Raw genomic sequence first — 16,649 nt, forward strand, 5'->3', positions numbered from 1 at the left:
TATCACTCCCCGATACTGCAGCGGCATTTCCCAGCCGGCAAAAGAGACAAATCGCGCCCCCAAAGCTTGATGAAGGGGGAACAAGGGGGTGCGCTGCAGCGGGGTTGAACTCATCAGGGATCCCTTTGGCGTCCAGCGTAACGACCAGAATAAACTCACCGTCGCGCATTTTGGGGATCCTGTCCATCGACGACGGTGGGAGCTGGTACCCTGGGTCTTCTCCACACCCTGAGCTGCGTTGGCAACCTGTAGGGATCCCTGCGGTTCTACCCAGATCCGTCGCAGTGCTTCGCGTGATGTCTTCACGGCATCGGGTCAAGACTCGGTGAAGGGGGAATCTCCTGCTACTTGCCTTGCGTTAGCGGGAGGAGCGTCAATCAATCACCACATTCTTCGGGCCGGCGTTGACCTCTGGGCGACCCTGGTTGAAGTTGGCCAGGAAGGTATCTGGATCTTTGAGGCTGAAGACCAGCTTTTTGCAGGGCAGTTGCAGCCCTACCGGCCCCAGCAAGGGAATAAAGAGAGGCTTCTCCTGCACCAGTGGAATGGCGATCACCCCTTGGGCACTGGTTACCGGGCCAACGATCCCCTGAAAATCGGTGCGCACGCCCAGTCCGTAGTACCAAGGCCAGGGGAAGCGCTCCCCTTGTCCCAACTCGCTCAGGGAGAACGTCTCGTTGAACAGGCTGCCCGCCCGCACAATGAGCTTGTCTTGCAGCAGATCGACATAGGCCGACTCGCTACTCACCCCAAACAGAGCCAGCGGCAAACTTGCCAGGGGATTGGAGTCGATGGCCATGTAGTAGCGCATGAGAGATCTCCGATTTTACAGATGGGCGACTAGGTGAGCCGCGGCCCCCAGCCTTGCCAATTATAGAAAATCTTCCCCGTTGCCAGACTGACCAAAAGGGATCCCATCTGCCCACAAGCTAACCGAGTATGATGGGTTGCTTGGAGTGCCCTTTGAGGACTCCGTCCCGCTAACGCGAACAGCAAGCCACTGGCCAGCGAGGAAAACAGGATGGATCTGCGAGCCCTCATTCGCTTGGTGCCCGATTTTCCCAGACCCGGCATCCTCTTTCGGGATATGACCCCCCTGCTACAGGATCCGGCAGGCTTCCGGGCGGCTATTGAACAGTTGGCCGCCGGCACCACCGGCATGGGATCCCTAGATTATGTGGTCGGCATCGAGTCGCGGGGGTTCATTTTGGGGGCTGCTTTGGCACAACACCTGGGCTTGGGATTTGTCCCGGTTCGCAAGCCGGGCAAGCTGCCGCCGCCGGTGCTCAGCCAGACCTACAGCCTGGAATACGGCCAAGACCAGCTCCAACTCCACGCCCACGCCCTGCGCCCCGGAGAGCGGGTGTTGATCGTGGATGATGTCATTGCCACCGGGGGCACAGCCGCCGCCACCGCCCAATTGGTGGCCCAGAGCGGTGCTGAAGTGGGGGGATTTGCCTTCTTAATCGAGCTGGCCTTTTTGTCCGGCTGCAAGGCTCTTCCCCCTGGGATCCCTGCCCATGTGGTGATGGTAGAGGAAGGCAACTGAGTTCCTCAAGTAAGGTGCACCGACTGGTGGACGGGGATCCCTGTTGCTTTGGGCAAAGGTTGGCTCAAGCGGCTGATCTGAGCCTGGGCCTGCAGTTGTTCGTCAATCCAGTCCGCCAGTTCCCGCATGTAGAGCGCCACATGGATCGCCTGGTCGCGCTGTACCGGCTCCACACCTTTTTCTGCCAGGCGGGCCAGGATGACGGGGTGGCTCAGCTCTTCCAGGGCGGCAAAGTCTTCCGGTTAGTCAAACCCCAGCTCTGCCATTTTCTCAAACACGTACCCCAGCCGTAGGCCCGTGGACTCGCAGCGCCCTTCCGGTTGCCAGGGATCCCGCAGGGCCAGGGCAGCAGTTCGGTAGGCGGTTTGGGCAATGGAGCGCCAGGTGCCGCGGTGAATGCGCAGGCTCAATTGGTGCCGGTTCCATCCCAGGGCTTCTCGCACCAGCAGGCCGCAATTGCAGCGGGTGCTGTCCCGCCAACAATACTCCCAGTCCCAGAAGCCCCAGTGTTGGGATTGGATACGATCCGCGGTGCGGCGCAGGAGAGCCGCCAACTCAGGTGTGGGGCGCATGGGGCAACACAGAGCTAAAACGCTAAAACAGCTCCAGTCTAGGCAAACGAGCGATGGAGAACAAGCCCGGCTCAATCTTCTTGACATTCCTGGTCGTGATGGCGCGAAGCAACATATCCCTGTTCGGGCCTGTCCTCCGAGGGCAAAGCTCGTCGCCGTTGGCGATGCCGTTGCCAAGCCCCCCAGGCCACCCCCCCCAGCACCAGCGAGGCTCCCCCCAGGTAGGTGCCTCCTGCCGGCAAGCCCGCCAAAGCCAAAGCCAGGGATCCCCCCCAAAGGGTCATGGCATAGATCAGCAGCACCGAATGCCGCTGGGATAGGCCAGCTTTGAGCAGACGGTGGTGCAGGTGGCCTTTGTCGGGATGGAAAGGCGACTTCCCCCTGGCCAGCCGTTTGAGGATCACGGTGGACATATCCAGGATCGGCACCGCCAGGATAAAGAAAGGCAGGGCTACTGCCAGCGTGGTCACCCCCTTGGCCACCCCGATCACCCCGATCCCAGCCAGGGTAAAGCCCAAAAAATAGGCCCCCCCATCCCCCATGAAGATCTGCGCCGGGTTGAAGTTGTAGCGCAAAAAGCCTAGGCAAGCTCCCGCCAAAGCCGCCGCCAGCATGGCCGCCGCCGGTCGATCCAGCAACAGGGTTACGATCAGCATCACCACCGCCGCGATTCCCGACACCCCTGCCGCCAGCCCATCCAGCCCATCCATAAAGTTGATGGCGTTGGCCATCCCCACCAGCCAGAGCAAGGTAATCAGCAGGCTCAACCACACCGGAAAGGGCCAGATCCCTCTCCCGGGCAGGTTGACGAACTCAATGCGCACCCCCACCCCCCAGGCGGCAGCAGCCACGCCGAATTGCATCAACAAGCGGGAAAAGGGCGACAGGTGAAACAGGTCGTCCGCCAAGCCGATTGAGAAAAACAAAACCCCGCCAATTGTCACCCCCCAAATCTCGTACTCCTGCTCGGTGCGCAAGCCCCCAAAAGCTCCGGCTCCCCAGAGCAACAGCAGGGCCACCAAGTTCCCAAAAAAGATGGAAACCCCCCCCAGGCGTACCATCGGCTGCCGGTGGATCTTGCGCTCATCGGGAAAATCCAACTGGCCACTGCGGATCCCGACTGCCTTCACCATTGGGGTTGCCCACAGAACCACACAGGCAGCAGCAAGGAACGCGACCAAGTAGGGCATGGCAAGCCGCAGAGATGTATCGAGGACTCTGTCCCGCTACGCAGACGGTTAGCCCAGATGGGGGTAGAGGGGGAAACGGCGACAGAGCCGGGCTACCCGCTGGCGACACTCTTCCAACACAGCAGGCTCCTCAGGCTGAAACAGACAATCGGCGATGATCTCCCCAATTTCTTCAAATTCTACCGGCCCCAGGCCGCGGGTGGTCAAGGCCGGGGATCCCAGGCGCAGTCCGCTGGCCACGAAAGGCGGCTGTGGGTCGAAGGGAATGGTGTTTTTGTTGGCGGTGATATGGATCTCGTCCATTAGCCGATCCGCCCGTTTGCCTGTCATCACCGGATCCGCCGCCCCCACTTTTTCCAGCACCGCCGAAACCGAGCGCAGATCCAGCAGCATCAGGTGGTTGTCTGTGCCCCCGGAAACCAGCCGAATGCCCCGCCGTTGCAGGGATCCCGCCAGGGCCTGAGCATTGGCGATCACCTGCGCCGAGTACTGGGCGAAGCCGGGCTGCAGGGCTTCCCCAAAGGCCACCGCCTTGCCGGCAATGACATGCTCCAGCGGCCCCCCTTGACTGCCGGGGAACACCGCCTTATCCAGCTTTTTGCCCAGCTCTGGGTCGCGGGTGAGAATGAGCCCTCCACGCGGCCCGCGCAACGTCTTGTGGGTGGTGGTGGTCACCACATCGCAGAGGGGCACCGGGTTGGGGTGGTGTCCGGTGGCCACCAGGCCGGCAATATGGGCAATGTCGGCCAGCAGATAAGCTCCCACCTCATCGGCAATGGTGCGGAAAGCAGCAAAGTCGATTGCCCGCGGATAGGCAGAGTAGCCGCAGATGATCAGCTTAGGCCGATGCTGCAAAGCCAGATCCCGCACTTGATCGAAATCGATCCGCTCCGTTTGGGGATCCACCCCGTAATGCACCACCTGGAACCATTTGCCGGAGACATTCACCGGCGAGCCGTGGGTGAGGTGGCCGCCATGAGACAAATCCATGCCCATGATCGTGTCCCCCGGCTGCAGCAGGGCCAAGAAAACAGCAAAATTGGCCTGCGCCCCGGAGTGGGGTTGCACGTTGGCGTGAGCCGCCCCAAACAGTTGCTTGGCGCGGTCGATGGCCAACTGCTCAATCTCGTCGATAAACTCGCAGCCGCCGTAGTAGCGCTTGCCGGGCAACCCTTCCGCATACTTGTTGGTGAGCACCGAGCCTTGGGCGGCCAAGACAGCAGGAGAGGTGAAGTTCTCGCTGGCGATCATCTCCAGGTGATCCCGCTGTCGGTTGAGCTCTTGCTGGATCAGGCGGTAAACCAAGGGATCCGTTTCCGCCAGGATGGCCAGGTTATCCCGTAGGGTGGTCAGACTCTGGGGAGCAGCTACCATGATGACGCCAAGACCGAACTTCGCAGGAGAAATGGGCAAGGACTGCTTCGCCGTCGCAACAGCGTTGCGAAGCAACATCGTAGCATGACCCGCAAACCAGCAGTGCAGGCCCCGGCTTTTATACTTGGGGTCAACCGAGATGGACAGGGGCTGCTTTGTAAAGAATGTTGAGCTTTTCTTCTCGATGTCAGGGCTACCCCTCAAGCTACGGTAGAGTGAGGGGGCTGACTTTTGTGCAATTCCACTGTTAGGGAGTTGGCTATGACGGACGCGCAAGTTTTCACCATCCTGGCGATTGCCTTGGTGCCGGCAGTGATGGCTCTGCTTTTGGGATCCGCCTTGGCCCGTAGCTGAAGCCCCCTCATCCCCAGGGATCCCTTTGGCCTGCCCCGTCGCGACAGCGTTGCGGAGTAACAAGGCAGGCTTTTTTCTCTATCAAGACATGGAGAGTGTGGCTTGCGCTGTTGTGCTTGTTCGGCTGTACTGCCGTTGTTGGCTAAAGTTGAATTGATAAGGAGTATTCCCGGCAGCCAAGCAACTTGACGCAGGTGGATCTACAGCGGCTCCAGCGCGCCCTTTCTCTGGAAGCAGAGTTGGGGTTTACCAATCTCCAGGGGCGAGAGCAGACCTTCTCTCAGTTTGTGGGGAGCGTGTTTGGACAGGATCCCCCCTCCGACTGGGTGCTGGATGGAGATGACCGGCGACGGTGGCGAGAACTGGGATCCCGCTATACCTTGTACCCGGAGCTGGAGCTGCCCGAACGCCAGCACCTGGTGGCCGAAACTCGCCGCTGGCTGGAGCGAGTCCGACGTCAGCAAGAGCTGTCCCGACCGAGTTCCCACCAACCTGGCTCGTTTGCAGCCTCGTTGCCACAGCGCTCTGGTTTCCCTGCCGTAGGCGTAGCAACAACCCCCCCAGAGGCAGGGCGGAGCACGATTTCCCCATCTCTCCCCGCCGGCCTCAGCCTGGAGCAGCCGCTGCAGTTTCTCAAAGGCATTGGTCCCAAGTCAGCGGAGAAACTGGCACAACTGGGCCTACACAGCGTGCGGGATGCCCTCTACTACTTCCCCCGCGACTACCTGGACTATTCCCGGCGGGTGCTCATCTGCCAAGCCAAGGTGGGGGAGACCGTTACCCTTGTAGGGACGGTGAAAAGTTGCAGTTGCTTTACCAGCCCTAAGAATCCCTCGCTGACCATCTTCAACCTAAAGATTGCCGACAAAAGTGGTGTAATTACCCTCAGCCGCTTCTACAGCGGGCGGCAGTTTGCCCAGCGCAGTTGGCAAGCTTCCCTGGAGCGGCAATACCCCAAGGGGGCCCTGGTGGCTGCCAGCGGCCTGGTCAAAAAGGGCCGGTTGGGCCTAACGCTGGATAACCCGCAACTGGAGGTGCTGGGGGGAGAGGGCGAGGAGCTGGACAGGCTGGGCAAGATCTTGCCAGTTTACCCTCTCTCAGAAGGGATCCCCGCCGATCTGGTGCGCAAGGCGGTGCAACTGGCTTTGCCGGCGGCGGCCTTGGTGGAGGATCCCTTGCCGGCGGATCTCAAGCGGCAGTTGCAGCTTTTGGACTTGCCTGTTGCCCTGCAGCAGATCCACTTTCCTGAGACCCGAGAGCTGCTGGCCCAGGCCCGGCGGCGGCTGGTGTTCGATGAGTTTTTCTACCTACAACTAAGCCTATTGCAGCGGCGACACCGCTATCGTGCCCAAGCTCAGGCCATACCTCGTTACCAGCCGGCTAGAGGGGAGCTGTTGGATCGCTTCTACCAAATCCTGCCCTTTCAGCTTACCGCTGCCCAGCAGCGGGCCATCGACGAGATCCTAGCGGATCTGCGGGATCCCTTGCCCATGAACCGCCTGCTCCAAGGGGATGTGGGATCCGGCAAAACCGTGGTGGCGGTGGCGGCTTTGCTGGCAGCCATTCAATCCGGCTGGCAAACGGCCCTGATGGCTCCCACCGAGGTCTTGGCCGAGCAACACTACCGCAAGTTGGTGGAATGGCTAAGCCAGCTACAGGTGCCCGTCGAACTGTTGACCGGCTCCACCCCTCCCGCCAAACGCCGGGAGATCTTGCGGCAGTTGCAGACTGGGGAATTGCCCTTGGTGGTGGGCACGCATGCTTTAATCCAGCCGGCGGTACAGTTTCGCAACCTGGGGCTGGTCATCATCGACGAGCAGCACCGCTTTGGAGTAGAGCAGCGGGCCGCCCTGCAACAAAAAGGGGATCACCCCGATGTGCTCACCATGACCGCCACCCCCATCCCCCGCACCCTCACCCTGGCCCTGCATGGGGATCTGGATGTTACCCAGATTGACGAGTTGCCCCCGGGGCGCAAGCCCGTGCATACGGTGGTGGCTCGACCTGGAGATCGCCTACAAGTGGTGCGGCTGATGGAGCGGGAAATTGCCCAAGGGCGGCAGGCTTACGTGGTGCTGCCTCTCATTGAGGAGTCGGAGAAGCTGGATCTGAAATCCGCCATTGAGGAACACCAGCGTCTGCAGGAAAAAGTCTTCCCTCAGTTCCGGGTGGGCTTGCTGCACGGGCGCATGACCAGCAGCGAGAAGGAGACAGTCATCGAAGCTTTCCGCCGTCGGGAGCTGGATATTCTGGTTTCCACCACGGTGGTGGAAGTGGGGGTGGATGTGCCCAACGCCTCGGTGATGCTGGTGGAGCACGCAGAGCGCTTCGGGCTCTCCCAACTGCACCAACTGCGGGGACGGGTGGGACGGGGATCCGACCAAGCCTATTGCATCTTGATGACGGGATCCAAAGGAGAAGATGCTCTGCGGCGGCTGAAGGTGCTGGAGCAATCCCACGACGGGTTTTTCATTGCCGAGATGGATCTGCGCTTCCGGGGGCCGGGGGAAGTGATGGGTACCCGCCAGTCGGGGCTGCCGGATTTTGCCCTGGCCAGCCTCATGGACGATCAAGAGGTGCTGCACCTGGCCCGCCAAGCGGCAGAACAGCTCCTGGCCCTTGACCCCGACTTGAAGCGGTGGCCCCCCTTAAGCCGCATACTGGAAGAGCGGCAGGCCCGTCTCCTGGGCCCTGGGCTGCTGACCTAATGGCTATAGGCGATGTATACCCTCGAAGACTTAAAGGCCCACGGCCTTTCCCCAGACGAATACCAGAAGATCCAGCAGCAGCTGGGACGGGATCCCAACCCCACGGAGCTGGCCATGTTTGGGGTGATGTGGTCGGAGCACTGCTGCTACAAGAACTCCCGCCCTCTGCTGAAAAACTTTCCCACCACCGGAGAGCGGGTGGTGGTGGGGCCGGGGGAAAATGCCGGGGTGGTGGATTTGGGGGAGGGGGATTGGCTGGCTTTTAAGATCGAGTCCCACAACCATCCTTCAGCGGTGGAGCCCTTTCAGGGGGCGGCCACAGGTGTGGGAGGGATCCTGCGGGATATCTTTACCCTGGGCGCCCGTCCCATTGCCCTCCTCAACTCGCTGCGCTTTGGGCCGCTGACCGATCCCCGCAACCGCCGCTTGATGGCCAGGGTGGTGGAGGGCATTGCCCACTACGGCAACTGTGTTGGGGTGCCCACCGTAGGCGGCGAGGTGGCCGTGGATCCCTGCTACACGGGCAATCCTCTGGTGAACGTGATGGCCTTGGGGCTGCTGGAGACCCCTACGGTTGTCAAATCTGCAGCCCAAGGGGTGGGAAATCCCGTTTTGTATGTAGGCTCCACTACAGGGCGGGATGGGATCCGCGGGGCCAGCTTTGCCAGCGCCGTTCGCGTCAGCGGGACGGAGTCCTCACTTGGGGAGCACTCCCAACGGGATCTGCCGGCGGTGCAGGTGGGGGATCCCTTCCTGGGCAAATGTCTCATCGAGGCCTGTCTAGAAGCTTTTGCCACGGGAGCCGTGGTGGCGGCCCAAGACATGGGGGCGGCTGGCCTCACCTGCTCCACTTCGGAAATGGCCGCCAAGGGAGGGGTAGGCATCCGGCTGGATCTGGATCGGGTGCCGGCGCGGGAAAGCGGCATGGCTGCCTGGGAATACCTGCTCTCGGAATCCCAGGAGCGGATGCTGCTGGTGGTGCAAAAAGGCCGCGAGGCGGAGGTGATGGAGATCTTCCACCGCTGGGGTTTGCAAGCTAGTGTGGCCGGGGAAGTCATTGCCGAGCCGCTGGTGGAGATCTGGCACCAGGGATCCTGCGTGGTGCAGGTGCCGGCGCGGGCTTTGGCCGAAGACACCCCCGTCTATGTCCGTCCGGTGTTGCCAGAGCCGCCAGCCTACGTGCAGGCAGCGTGGCAATGGGATCCCGCCACTCTACCCCCTTGTGATTGCCAGGGGATCCACCTCGCTCAGGCAACGCTGGCATGGAAAGAGGTGCTGCTGCAGCTTTTGGCCAGCCCCACCCTGGCCAGCAAAGCTTGGATCTATCGCCAATACGACCACCAGGTGCAAAACAACACCGTCCTTTGGCCGGGTCAGGGAGATGCGGCGGTTATCCGCATCCGTTCCCAAAAGTTTGGCGTGGGCGAGGTGCCGCCCCTGCGAGCTTCCCGCAAGGCCATCGCTGCCACCCTGGATGGCAATGGCCGCTGGGTGTATTTGGATCCCTACGAGGGGGCCAAGGCAGCCGTGGCGGAAGCTGCCCGCAACCTCACCTGTGTGGGGGCCGATCCCCTAGCTGTTACCGATAACCTTAACTTTGGCAATCCCGAAAACCCGGTGGTGTACTGGCAGCTGGCCCTGGCCTGTCGGGGGATTGGAGATGCCTGCCGTGCCCTCGGTACGCCGGTAACGGGGGGAAACGTTTCTCTCTACAACGAGACCCTCACCCCCCAGGGATCGCAGGCTATCTACCCTACCCCTGTCATTGGCATGGTGGGTCTTATTCCCGACTTGAAATGCATCTGTGGCCAGGGGTGGCAGCAAGAAGGGGATCTCATTTACCTCCTGGGATCCCAGGCCCTCACCAGCTTGGGGGGCAGCGAGTATTTGGCGGTCATCCACCAGCAAGTTACGGGCCGGCCCGCGCCAGTGGATCTGGAATTGGAAAAGCGGGTGCAAGCTGCCTGTCGCCATGGAATCCGCCAGGGCTGGGTGCGCTCTGCCCACGACTGCAGCGAGGGGGGATTGGCTGTGGCTTTGGCAGAAGCCTGCTTGAGCGGAGGCCGCGGCGCAACCCTCTCCCTGGCTCCTGGATCCTTGCGCTGGGATCAGGCCCTGTTTGGCGAGGGATCCAGCCGCATCCTGGTTTCTGTGGATCCGGCCCAGCGCTCTGCTTGGGAAGCCTACTTAGAAGCGCAGCTTGCCGGCCAGTGGCAGCTTTTGGGAGAGGTGGGATCCCCTGCGGATCCCCTGCTCTTAAGGACGGCAGAAGAGGATCCCTTACTGGTGGTGTCTTTGGCAGCCATGCAGGCCGCCTACCACGGTGCCTTTTCGGACTAGCTGAGCCTCGGTTGGGAAACCGTTTTCTGCGCCCAGCTCCCTTCTCCCTTGGGGAGAGGGGCCAGAGGTTGGAGAGGACAACATCCTTAGGGGGATTTTTCCTCACACAAATTGGCCTGGATCACCTCTCGATATTGGGACTTGGGCTTAACGCCCACCAACTGGGCCACCAGCGTCTTGTTTTTGAAAAATTGCACCGTCGGGGTGCCCGCCACCCCCCCTGCCTCTGCAATCTCCGGATCTTTCTCAATATCGATCTCCACCACGTGCAGCTTGTCCGAGAACTCATCGATGATCTTGTTCAAGATCGGCTTGAGGGCATGACAAGGGGCACAGGTGGGGGCGGTGTACTTGACCATGAGCAGGCGATCGCTTTCGTGGTAGAGTCGCCGCAGGGCATAGCTCCCCTCATGGCAAGTCTTGCTGAAGTCTAAGTCATCCTGTCCATTTTCCTCAAAGCTGGCCTCCTCAACAGCAGGATCCCCAGCAGACTCTGCCGCAGAAGTCGCAGCAGGGCTGGGTTCAGGATGGCTTTGGGGAAGGACGTGATACTCCTGGGCCAAGCCGTGTTCCGAGAGCCAGCGCTCTGCCAACATGGCCGCCATACAGCCAGTGCCGGCAGCGGTAATCGCCTGACGAAACTCGTGATCCTGCACGTCGCCGGCGGCAAACACCCCCTCCACACTGGTGGCCACGGATCCCGGGCGGGTGACGATGTAGCCGACTTCATCCAGTTCCAGTTGTCCTTTGAACAAGTCGGTGTTGGGCTTGTGGCCAATGGCATAAAATAGGCCACCCACTGACATCTCGCGTATTTCGCCGGTTTGGTTGTTCCGCACTTTCACCCCGGTCAGGCGCAGGCCGTCGCCCATCACTTCCACCGCCTCGGTGTTCCAGTGCACAGTGATCTTGGGGTTGTTGAGAACACGATCCTGCATGGCCTTGCTGGCCCGCATTTTGTCACTCCGCACCAGCATATGCACATGGGATCCAAACTTGGTCAGGTAGGTGGCTTCCTCACAAGCAGTATCGCCGCCGCCAATGACCACCAGTTCCACCCCTCTGAACATAGGCATAGCCCCATCGCAGATCGCACAGGCCGACATGCCCCGGTTCCAATAGGTCTCCTCTCCGGGCAGGTGTAGGCGCTTGGCTGTGGCCCCGGTGGCGATGATCAGGCTGTGGGTGCGCAATTCCCGCTCGTCAGAACGGACGACAAAGGGCCGCTGGCTTAAATCGACGAAGGTGACATCTTCAGTGTAGAGTTCCGCCCCCCACCGCTGCGCTTGGGCTCGCATGTTCTTCATCAGTTGGGGGCCGGTGATGCCTTCGGGAAAGCCCGGAAAGTTTTCCACCTCGGTGGTGGTCATCAGTTGCCCGCCAGGGATCCCGCCCGCCTGGAACCCCTCGAACACGACCGGCTTCAGGTTGGCACGCCCAGCGTAAATGGCTGCTGTAAACCCGGCAGGGCCGGAGCCGATGATCACCACATTCTCAACCCGATTTTGCTCTGCCATCCGATGTCTCTCCTTCTGCAACAGGACTAAAAGTCAAACTCATAACGACTACGCTTTAGCTTAACACCCTTTGGCAAACCGGGCGAGCTGGGGGCCTGCTGATCCTAATTTTCGCTCGCCTCAGGCAACCGGGGCAGGGTTTTGCCCGCCCCATCCGGTTATTTCTGCCCAGAGGTTGGCAGGGTGGCGGCCATTGCTCAAGTTCTGGATCCCCAACACCCCATCTGGATTGACCAAAACCAACAGGGAAAGGGGAGCGACTCCGATGAGCGAAAAAGCGGTGTCCGAGATAGCCAGCAAGTGGGTCAGAAGGCCAGGCTCGAAGCAATTTTGTATCAGAAACTACAAAATGCCCGTGTTGGCCTTTCTAGGATGAGTGAGCGTTTTTGGCCTGTCTGGGTCGAAGCGTGGGGATCACCTGCTGGGATCCCATTTATTCAGCCACAGTTCCCCCAGTCTTAACCGCAACCCAATCAGGAGAGAGTAATGGCATCCACGCCCCAAGAAGTGCTTCAGATGATCCAGGACAACAACGTCCAGATGGTGGATCTCAAGTTTGTGGATATCTTTGGCACCTGGCAGCATGTTTCCTTCCACACCTCGATGATTAAAGAAGAAACCTTCACCGAGGGGCTCCCCTTTGACGGATCCAGCATCCGGGGCTGGAAAGCGATCAACGAGTCTGACATGTACATGGTGCCGGATCCCAAGACGGCTTGGATTGATCCCTTTCTGGAGGTGCCCACCCTCAGCATAACTTGCAGCATTGTTGAGCCGCGCACCGGCCAGCCTTATAGCCGTTGTCCCCGCAGCCTTGCCGCCCGTGCCGTTGCCTATCTGCAATCGACGGGCATTGCCGATACCGCCTACTTCGGGCCGGAGGCAGAGTTTTTCATCTTTGAGGATGTTCGTTTCGACCAAACCCAAAACTCGGCCTACTACTTCGTGGATTCCATCGAAGGTCGCTGGAACTCGGGCCGCGAGGAGAAAGGCGGCAACCTGGGCTACAAGCCTCGCTACAAAGAGGGCTATTTCCCGGCCCCGCCCACCGATGCCCATCAAAACATCCGTACCGAGATGCTGCTGACCATGGGCAAGCTGGGGGTGCCTATCGAGAAGCATCACCACGAGGTGGCTACCGGCGGGCAAGGGGAGCTGGGCTATCGCTTCGCCGATCTGATCACGGCTGCCGACTACATGATGGTTTACAAATACGTGATCCGGAATGTGGCCCGCAAGCACGGCAAAACCGTCACCTTCATGCCCAAGCCCCTGTTTAACGACAACGGCACCGGCATGCACACCCACCAGTCCCTCTGGAAGGATGGCCAGCCTTTGTTCTATAGCGAAGGCACCTATGCCAACCTGAGCGAGACGGCTCTCTACTACATCGGTGGTCTGCTCAAGCATGCCCCGGCGATCCTGGCCTTCACCAACCCCACCACCAACTCCTACAAGCGCTTGGTGCCCGGTTTTGAGGCGCCGGTGAACCTGGCTTACTCCCAGGGCAACCGTTCCGCCGCCATTCGCATTCCCGTGACCGGCAACAATCCCAAAGCCAAGCGTCTGGAGTTCCGCTGCCCGGATGCCACCTGCAATCCCTACATCGCCTTCTCGGCCATGTTGATGGCAGGTCTGGACGGGATCAAGAATAAGATCCACCCCGGCGAGCCTCTGGACAAAGATATCTACGATCTGGAGCCGGAAGAGCTGGCCAAGATCCCTTCCACACCCGGATCCCTGCTGGATGCTCTGGAAAGCTTGCAGAAGGATCATGCCTTCTTGCTGGAGGGAGGCGTCTTCACCGAAGATCTGATCCAGACCTACATCGAGTACAAGATCGACAACGAGATCAACCCCATTAACCTGCGGCCCCACCCCTACGAGTTCGCCCTCTATTTCGACGCCTAGACGGTGTGGCTGATTCTGCAGCGGGATCCCATCAGGGATCCCGTTTTTTCTGAGCAAACGGCACTCCCAAACTGTGGATCCCTTGAGCAACTTGGCTGCTTTTGGTCAACAGCACCTCGTGCCAACGTTGAAGCATCCCGCGCTGCCCATCGACCCAACAAAACTCGCCGCAAAAAGGGATCCCCAGCAGGGATCCCTTCTCTTTGAGCTCAGGCCAGAGCATCAACAGTTACAGACAGATTAGCTCATGCTAACACGGCTACGGTCGTAGTTGAGCCGGAAGGTGGGATGCACTTTTCCTTGGATGCGGTTCCAGAAGTTGCGCACGTTGACATGCAGGCCAATCTGCTCTGTACCGCGGATCAGCATGGATTGCTGACGAATCCGAATCAAACGTTGATGGCTCATCATCAAGCGGCGAGACAGGTCGTCCAAGAGGTGAGAACGGCCAGCAGCAGCCACCGGGGCAGATGCCTCTGCCGTCTGAACGGGTTGAGCCGATCCTTCGACCGCCTTGGGATGATAAGCCACACCTCGATAGAGCAGGTCAAGGTTGGTGGGCAAAACCACCGGCTTGGTCAGATGGCGGAACCGCCAGTCCAGCCCCCGGTAACGACCCCCCACTTTGCCGGGAGAAACCGCCGCTGTTGCAGAAGAGGGGGTGTAATCGACGCCACGGTAAAAGAGTTCCATGATCTTCGCCTCCAAATGAGTTGAGTTTTCATCCGTTCGCCTTCTCCCAAGAGAAGCCCCACGGTTACCAGAAGAGTTGAGGCGCGTTCCTTCGGGATCTCTCCCTACTTCCGTCCTCTGGCTGCGATGTCGCTCTACCCATGATGAGCCGCCCAGCACGCGAGAGGATGAACGATTTCTATCTACATTCTGTATTATAAGCTACGGTTTTGGGGTGTTGTCAGCAACTTTTAACAAAAATTTCCACTGAGTTTCCGTCCAGCTTCCTCTGAATCCAGGCTGGATCTGAATCCGGGCTGGGCCAGCCGGGATCCTCGGGGGCAGCAGGGTGCAGAGCTTGAAGCCGAGTTCTTCGCTCTGTCCGAGATGCCAGAGGAAGCATTATCGTGGAAGAATCCTCAGGATTGGCTACAAAAGTTCACATTCCTCGGTGAGTGCCCTGTGCAGGAAGACTTTCGTCTGATTTTGGACATTGTGACGGTATTGGCGGCAGCGGCAGCGGGTGGATTTTTGGCCTCACTGCTGAGGCAGCCGGTGTTGCTGGGCTACTTATTAGCCGGGATCTTAGTGGGGCCCACCGGGCTGGGGTGGATCAAAGAGTTGGTTCAGGTGGAAACCCTGGCTCAATTTGGGGTGACCTTTTTGCTGTTCACCTTGGGGGTGGAGTTTTCCCTGAAAGAATTGCGCAAAGTGCGGGGGATCGCCATTGGCGGCGGCATTTTGCAAATCAGCCTGACGATTTTGATCACGGCGGTGCTGGCAGTGGTCAGCGGCTGGTTGACGCCGGTGCAAGGGATCTTTTTAGGGGCCGTACTCTCCTTGTCTTCCACGGCGGTGGTGCTCAAAAGCCTCACCGAGACCAACCAGATGGACACTCCCCAAGCCCAAGCCATGTTGGGGATCCTGATTGTGCAGGACTTGGCGGTGGGGCTGATGCTGGCGGTGTTGCCGGCTTTGGATTGTCCCTTGCCGGAGCTGGCGGGATCCCTGGTCAAGTCGGTAGCGGAAATTGGCCTGGTGGGGCTGGGGGCAGTGGTGAGTGGCATTTGGCTCGTTCCGGCCTTCTTGCGGCTTTTGGCTCAGCAGGAGAGCAAAGAGGTGTTTTTGCTGGGGGTGATCAGCCTCTGCGTGGGGATTGCCCTGTTGACGGAGCGGCTGGGCATTTCCAGCGAGATTGGGGCTTTCATTGCCGGGCTGATGATCTCGGAGGTGGAGTACGCCGACCAAACCCTGGACTATGTAGAGCCTTTGCGAGATGTGTTTGCTGCTCTCTTTTTTGCGGCCATCGGCATGCTCATCGATCCCAGCTTTATCCTCGGCCATCTGTTGCTGATCCTGGGGCTGGTGGGGCTGGTGATGGTGGGCAAGTTTTGCATCGTGGCTCCCTTGGCGCGGCTGTTTGGTTACACTCTGCCGGCAGCGGTGGTGGTGGGGCTGGGCCTATCGCAAATCGGCGAATTCTCCTTTGTGCTGGCCAGCGAGGGGCAGGCTTTGGGATTGGTGTCGCGGCAGATCTATTTGTTGATTGTCAGCACCACAGCCGTTACCCTTCTGCTCACTCCCTTTCTGCTGAGGGGCGCTCCTCGACTGTTTTCCGGGCTACACGGGATCCCCTTCTTGGCCCGTTGGTTGGAATTGGGCGAGCGGCCTCGTGCTCTGGCCCCTGAGGCTCCTCAACAGGGGCATGTGGTAGTGTGCGGCTATGGGCAGGTGGGGCAAGATATTGTGCGCATTCTGGAAGCCCGTCGTCACCCCCTCTTGGTTATCGATCAGTCAGAACGGGTGATCCAACACCTGCGTTCCCGTGGGATCCCTTACTTGTATGGGAATGCCGCCAGCGCCTTGGTGCTGGAGAAAGCTTGCCTGCCCCAGGCCCGCGCTCTGGTCATTGCCCTGCCGGATCGCATGAGCATCCGCCTCTGCCTGAAACGAGCTCTGGAGTTGGCGCCGCAATTGGATGTGGTGGTGCGAGCTACCGACAAGGAAGACATCGAACAGCTCTATCAGTTGGGGGCCAGAGAAGTCGTCCACCCCGAATTTGAGGCCAGCCTGGGGCTGTGCAGCCATGTGTTGCTGGAGTTGGGAGAACCCCCAGACATCATTCAGCAGGAGATCCTGGCCATTCGCAGCAGCCACTACCGCGATCTGCGCCCTCTCCACCCCAGTTGCCTGATCCCTGCCCCCCTCAGTTGGCTAACGCAGCAGGCCCAACCCCTATCCCCAGAAAGCCCTGCCAACAGTAGCCATGACAGCAGCCCGGCAGAATCTTCCTCGGCGTGGTGGGAACGCTGGCAGCGGCCCGTTCAGCCGGAATGGGCAGGGATCCCTGGCTCTGCCGATTGACGCACCACCCCTGCTACACGCGAAGCACTCCAACGGATTTGGGTAGGGAGTCTCCCTTGTTTTGGATCCCCGTTCAAGTTATCCTGGGAGCTGTATCA

15 protein-coding genes and 1 riboswitch are annotated in these 16,649 nt (G+C 60.0%); of the genes, 6 read left to right on the top strand and 9 right to left on the bottom strand.

Features of this window, described 5'->3' with window-relative positions:
* Nucleotides 1-373: 373 nt before the first annotated feature.
* Complete coding sequence (locus NW849_RS05815; RefSeq protein WP_414356521.1) at nt 374-811, bottom strand: hypothetical protein; 438 nt, start codon at nt 809-811, stop codon at nt 374-376.
* 210 nt (nt 812-1,021) lie between these two features.
* On the opposite strand from NW849_RS05815, the gene NW849_RS05820 reads away from it, so the two are divergent.
* Nucleotides 1,022-1,549: an adenine phosphoribosyltransferase gene (locus NW849_RS05820; RefSeq protein WP_011434353.1), complete on the top strand. Its 528-nt coding sequence runs from the start codon at nt 1,022-1,024 to the stop codon at nt 1,547-1,549.
* Between the two features lie 5 nt (nt 1,550-1,554).
* Here NW849_RS05820 and NW849_RS05825 read toward each other — a convergent pair whose 3' ends face one another.
* The 4 genes from NW849_RS05825 to glyA all read right to left on the bottom strand — a co-directional run bounded on the left by NW849_RS05825 (nt 1,555) and on the right by glyA (nt 4,685).
* Entirely contained in the window at nt 1,555-1,722 is a 168-nt protein-coding gene (locus NW849_RS05825) for a hypothetical protein (RefSeq protein ID WP_414356523.1), read from the bottom strand.
* A 69-nt stretch (nt 1,723-1,791) separates the two neighbouring features.
* Nucleotides 1,792-2,121: a hypothetical protein gene (locus NW849_RS05830; protein WP_414356524.1), complete on the bottom strand. Its 330-nt coding sequence runs from the start codon at nt 2,119-2,121 to the stop codon at nt 1,792-1,794.
* Between the two features lie 71 nt (nt 2,122-2,192).
* Nucleotides 2,193-3,311 carry a glycosyltransferase family 4 protein gene (locus NW849_RS05835; RefSeq protein ID WP_414356525.1) on the bottom strand — a complete coding sequence of 373 codons (1,119 nt, stop codon included), beginning with the start codon at nt 3,309-3,311 and terminating at the stop codon, nt 2,193-2,195.
* A 48-nt stretch (nt 3,312-3,359) separates the two neighbouring features.
* Complete coding sequence (gene glyA / locus NW849_RS05840) at nt 3,360-4,685, bottom strand: serine hydroxymethyltransferase (RefSeq protein WP_414356572.1); 1,326 nt, start codon at nt 4,683-4,685, stop codon at nt 3,360-3,362.
* Between the two features lie 261 nt (nt 4,686-4,946).
* Between glyA and psaM the strand changes: the two genes are divergently transcribed.
* The 3 genes from psaM (at nt 4,947) to purL (ending at nt 10,087) form a co-directional block, all read left to right on the top strand.
* Nucleotides 4,947-5,039: a photosystem I reaction center subunit XII gene (gene psaM, locus NW849_RS05845; RefSeq protein WP_011434349.1), complete on the top strand. Its 93-nt coding sequence runs from the start codon at nt 4,947-4,949 to the stop codon at nt 5,037-5,039.
* A gap of 194 nt (nt 5,040-5,233) precedes the next feature.
* Nucleotides 5,234-7,747, top strand: a complete 2,514-nt coding sequence (gene recG, locus NW849_RS05850; RefSeq protein WP_414356574.1) for an ATP-dependent DNA helicase RecG — start codon at nt 5,234-5,236, stop codon at nt 7,745-7,747.
* Nucleotides 7,748-7,759: 12 nt separating this feature from the next.
* Entirely contained in the window at nt 7,760-10,087 is a 2,328-nt protein-coding gene (purL, locus tag NW849_RS05855) for a phosphoribosylformylglycinamidine synthase subunit PurL (RefSeq protein ID WP_414356526.1), read from the top strand.
* 86 nt (nt 10,088-10,173) lie between these two features.
* Here the strand turns inward: purL and trxB are convergent, their stop codons facing one another.
* Entirely contained in the window at nt 10,174-11,604 is a 1,431-nt protein-coding gene (gene trxB / locus NW849_RS05860; protein WP_414356527.1) for a thioredoxin-disulfide reductase, read from the bottom strand.
* A gap of 120 nt (nt 11,605-11,724) precedes the next feature.
* Nucleotides 11,725-11,904, bottom strand: a complete 180-nt coding sequence (locus tag NW849_RS05865; protein ID WP_414356529.1) for a hypothetical protein — start codon at nt 11,902-11,904, stop codon at nt 11,725-11,727.
* 186 nt (nt 11,905-12,090) lie between these two features.
* On the opposite strand from NW849_RS05865, the gene glnA reads away from it, so the two are divergent.
* Complete coding sequence (gene glnA / locus NW849_RS05870) at nt 12,091-13,515, top strand: type I glutamate--ammonia ligase (protein ID WP_414356530.1); 1,425 nt, start codon at nt 12,091-12,093, stop codon at nt 13,513-13,515.
* Between the two features lie 31 nt (nt 13,516-13,546).
* On the opposite strand, the gene NW849_RS05875 is transcribed toward glnA, so the two are convergent.
* Together NW849_RS05875 and NW849_RS05880 are read right to left on the bottom strand one after the other, a co-directional pair.
* Nucleotides 13,547-13,738: a hypothetical protein gene (locus tag NW849_RS05875; protein WP_414356532.1), complete on the bottom strand. Its 192-nt coding sequence runs from the start codon at nt 13,736-13,738 to the stop codon at nt 13,547-13,549.
* Nucleotides 13,739-13,755: 17 nt separating this feature from the next.
* Nucleotides 13,756-14,208, bottom strand: a complete 453-nt coding sequence (locus NW849_RS05880) for a DUF4278 domain-containing protein (protein WP_414356533.1) — start codon at nt 14,206-14,208, stop codon at nt 13,756-13,758.
* Nucleotides 14,209-14,288: 80 nt separating this feature from the next.
* Nucleotides 14,289-14,384, bottom strand: a riboswitch (Glutamine riboswitch).
* Nucleotides 14,385-14,649: 265 nt separating this feature from the next.
* Here NW849_RS05880 and NW849_RS05885 point away from each other — a divergent pair.
* Nucleotides 14,650-16,551: a cation:proton antiporter gene (locus tag NW849_RS05885; RefSeq protein ID WP_414356535.1), complete on the top strand. Its 1,902-nt coding sequence runs from the start codon at nt 14,650-14,652 to the stop codon at nt 16,549-16,551.
* Nucleotides 16,552-16,649: the final 98 nt, after the last annotated feature.

Origin of the sequence: Synechococcus sp. R55.3 (genome assembly GCF_047461975.1) — a bacterium.
GTDB lineage: Bacteria > Cyanobacteriota > Cyanobacteriia > Thermostichales > Thermostichaceae > Thermostichus.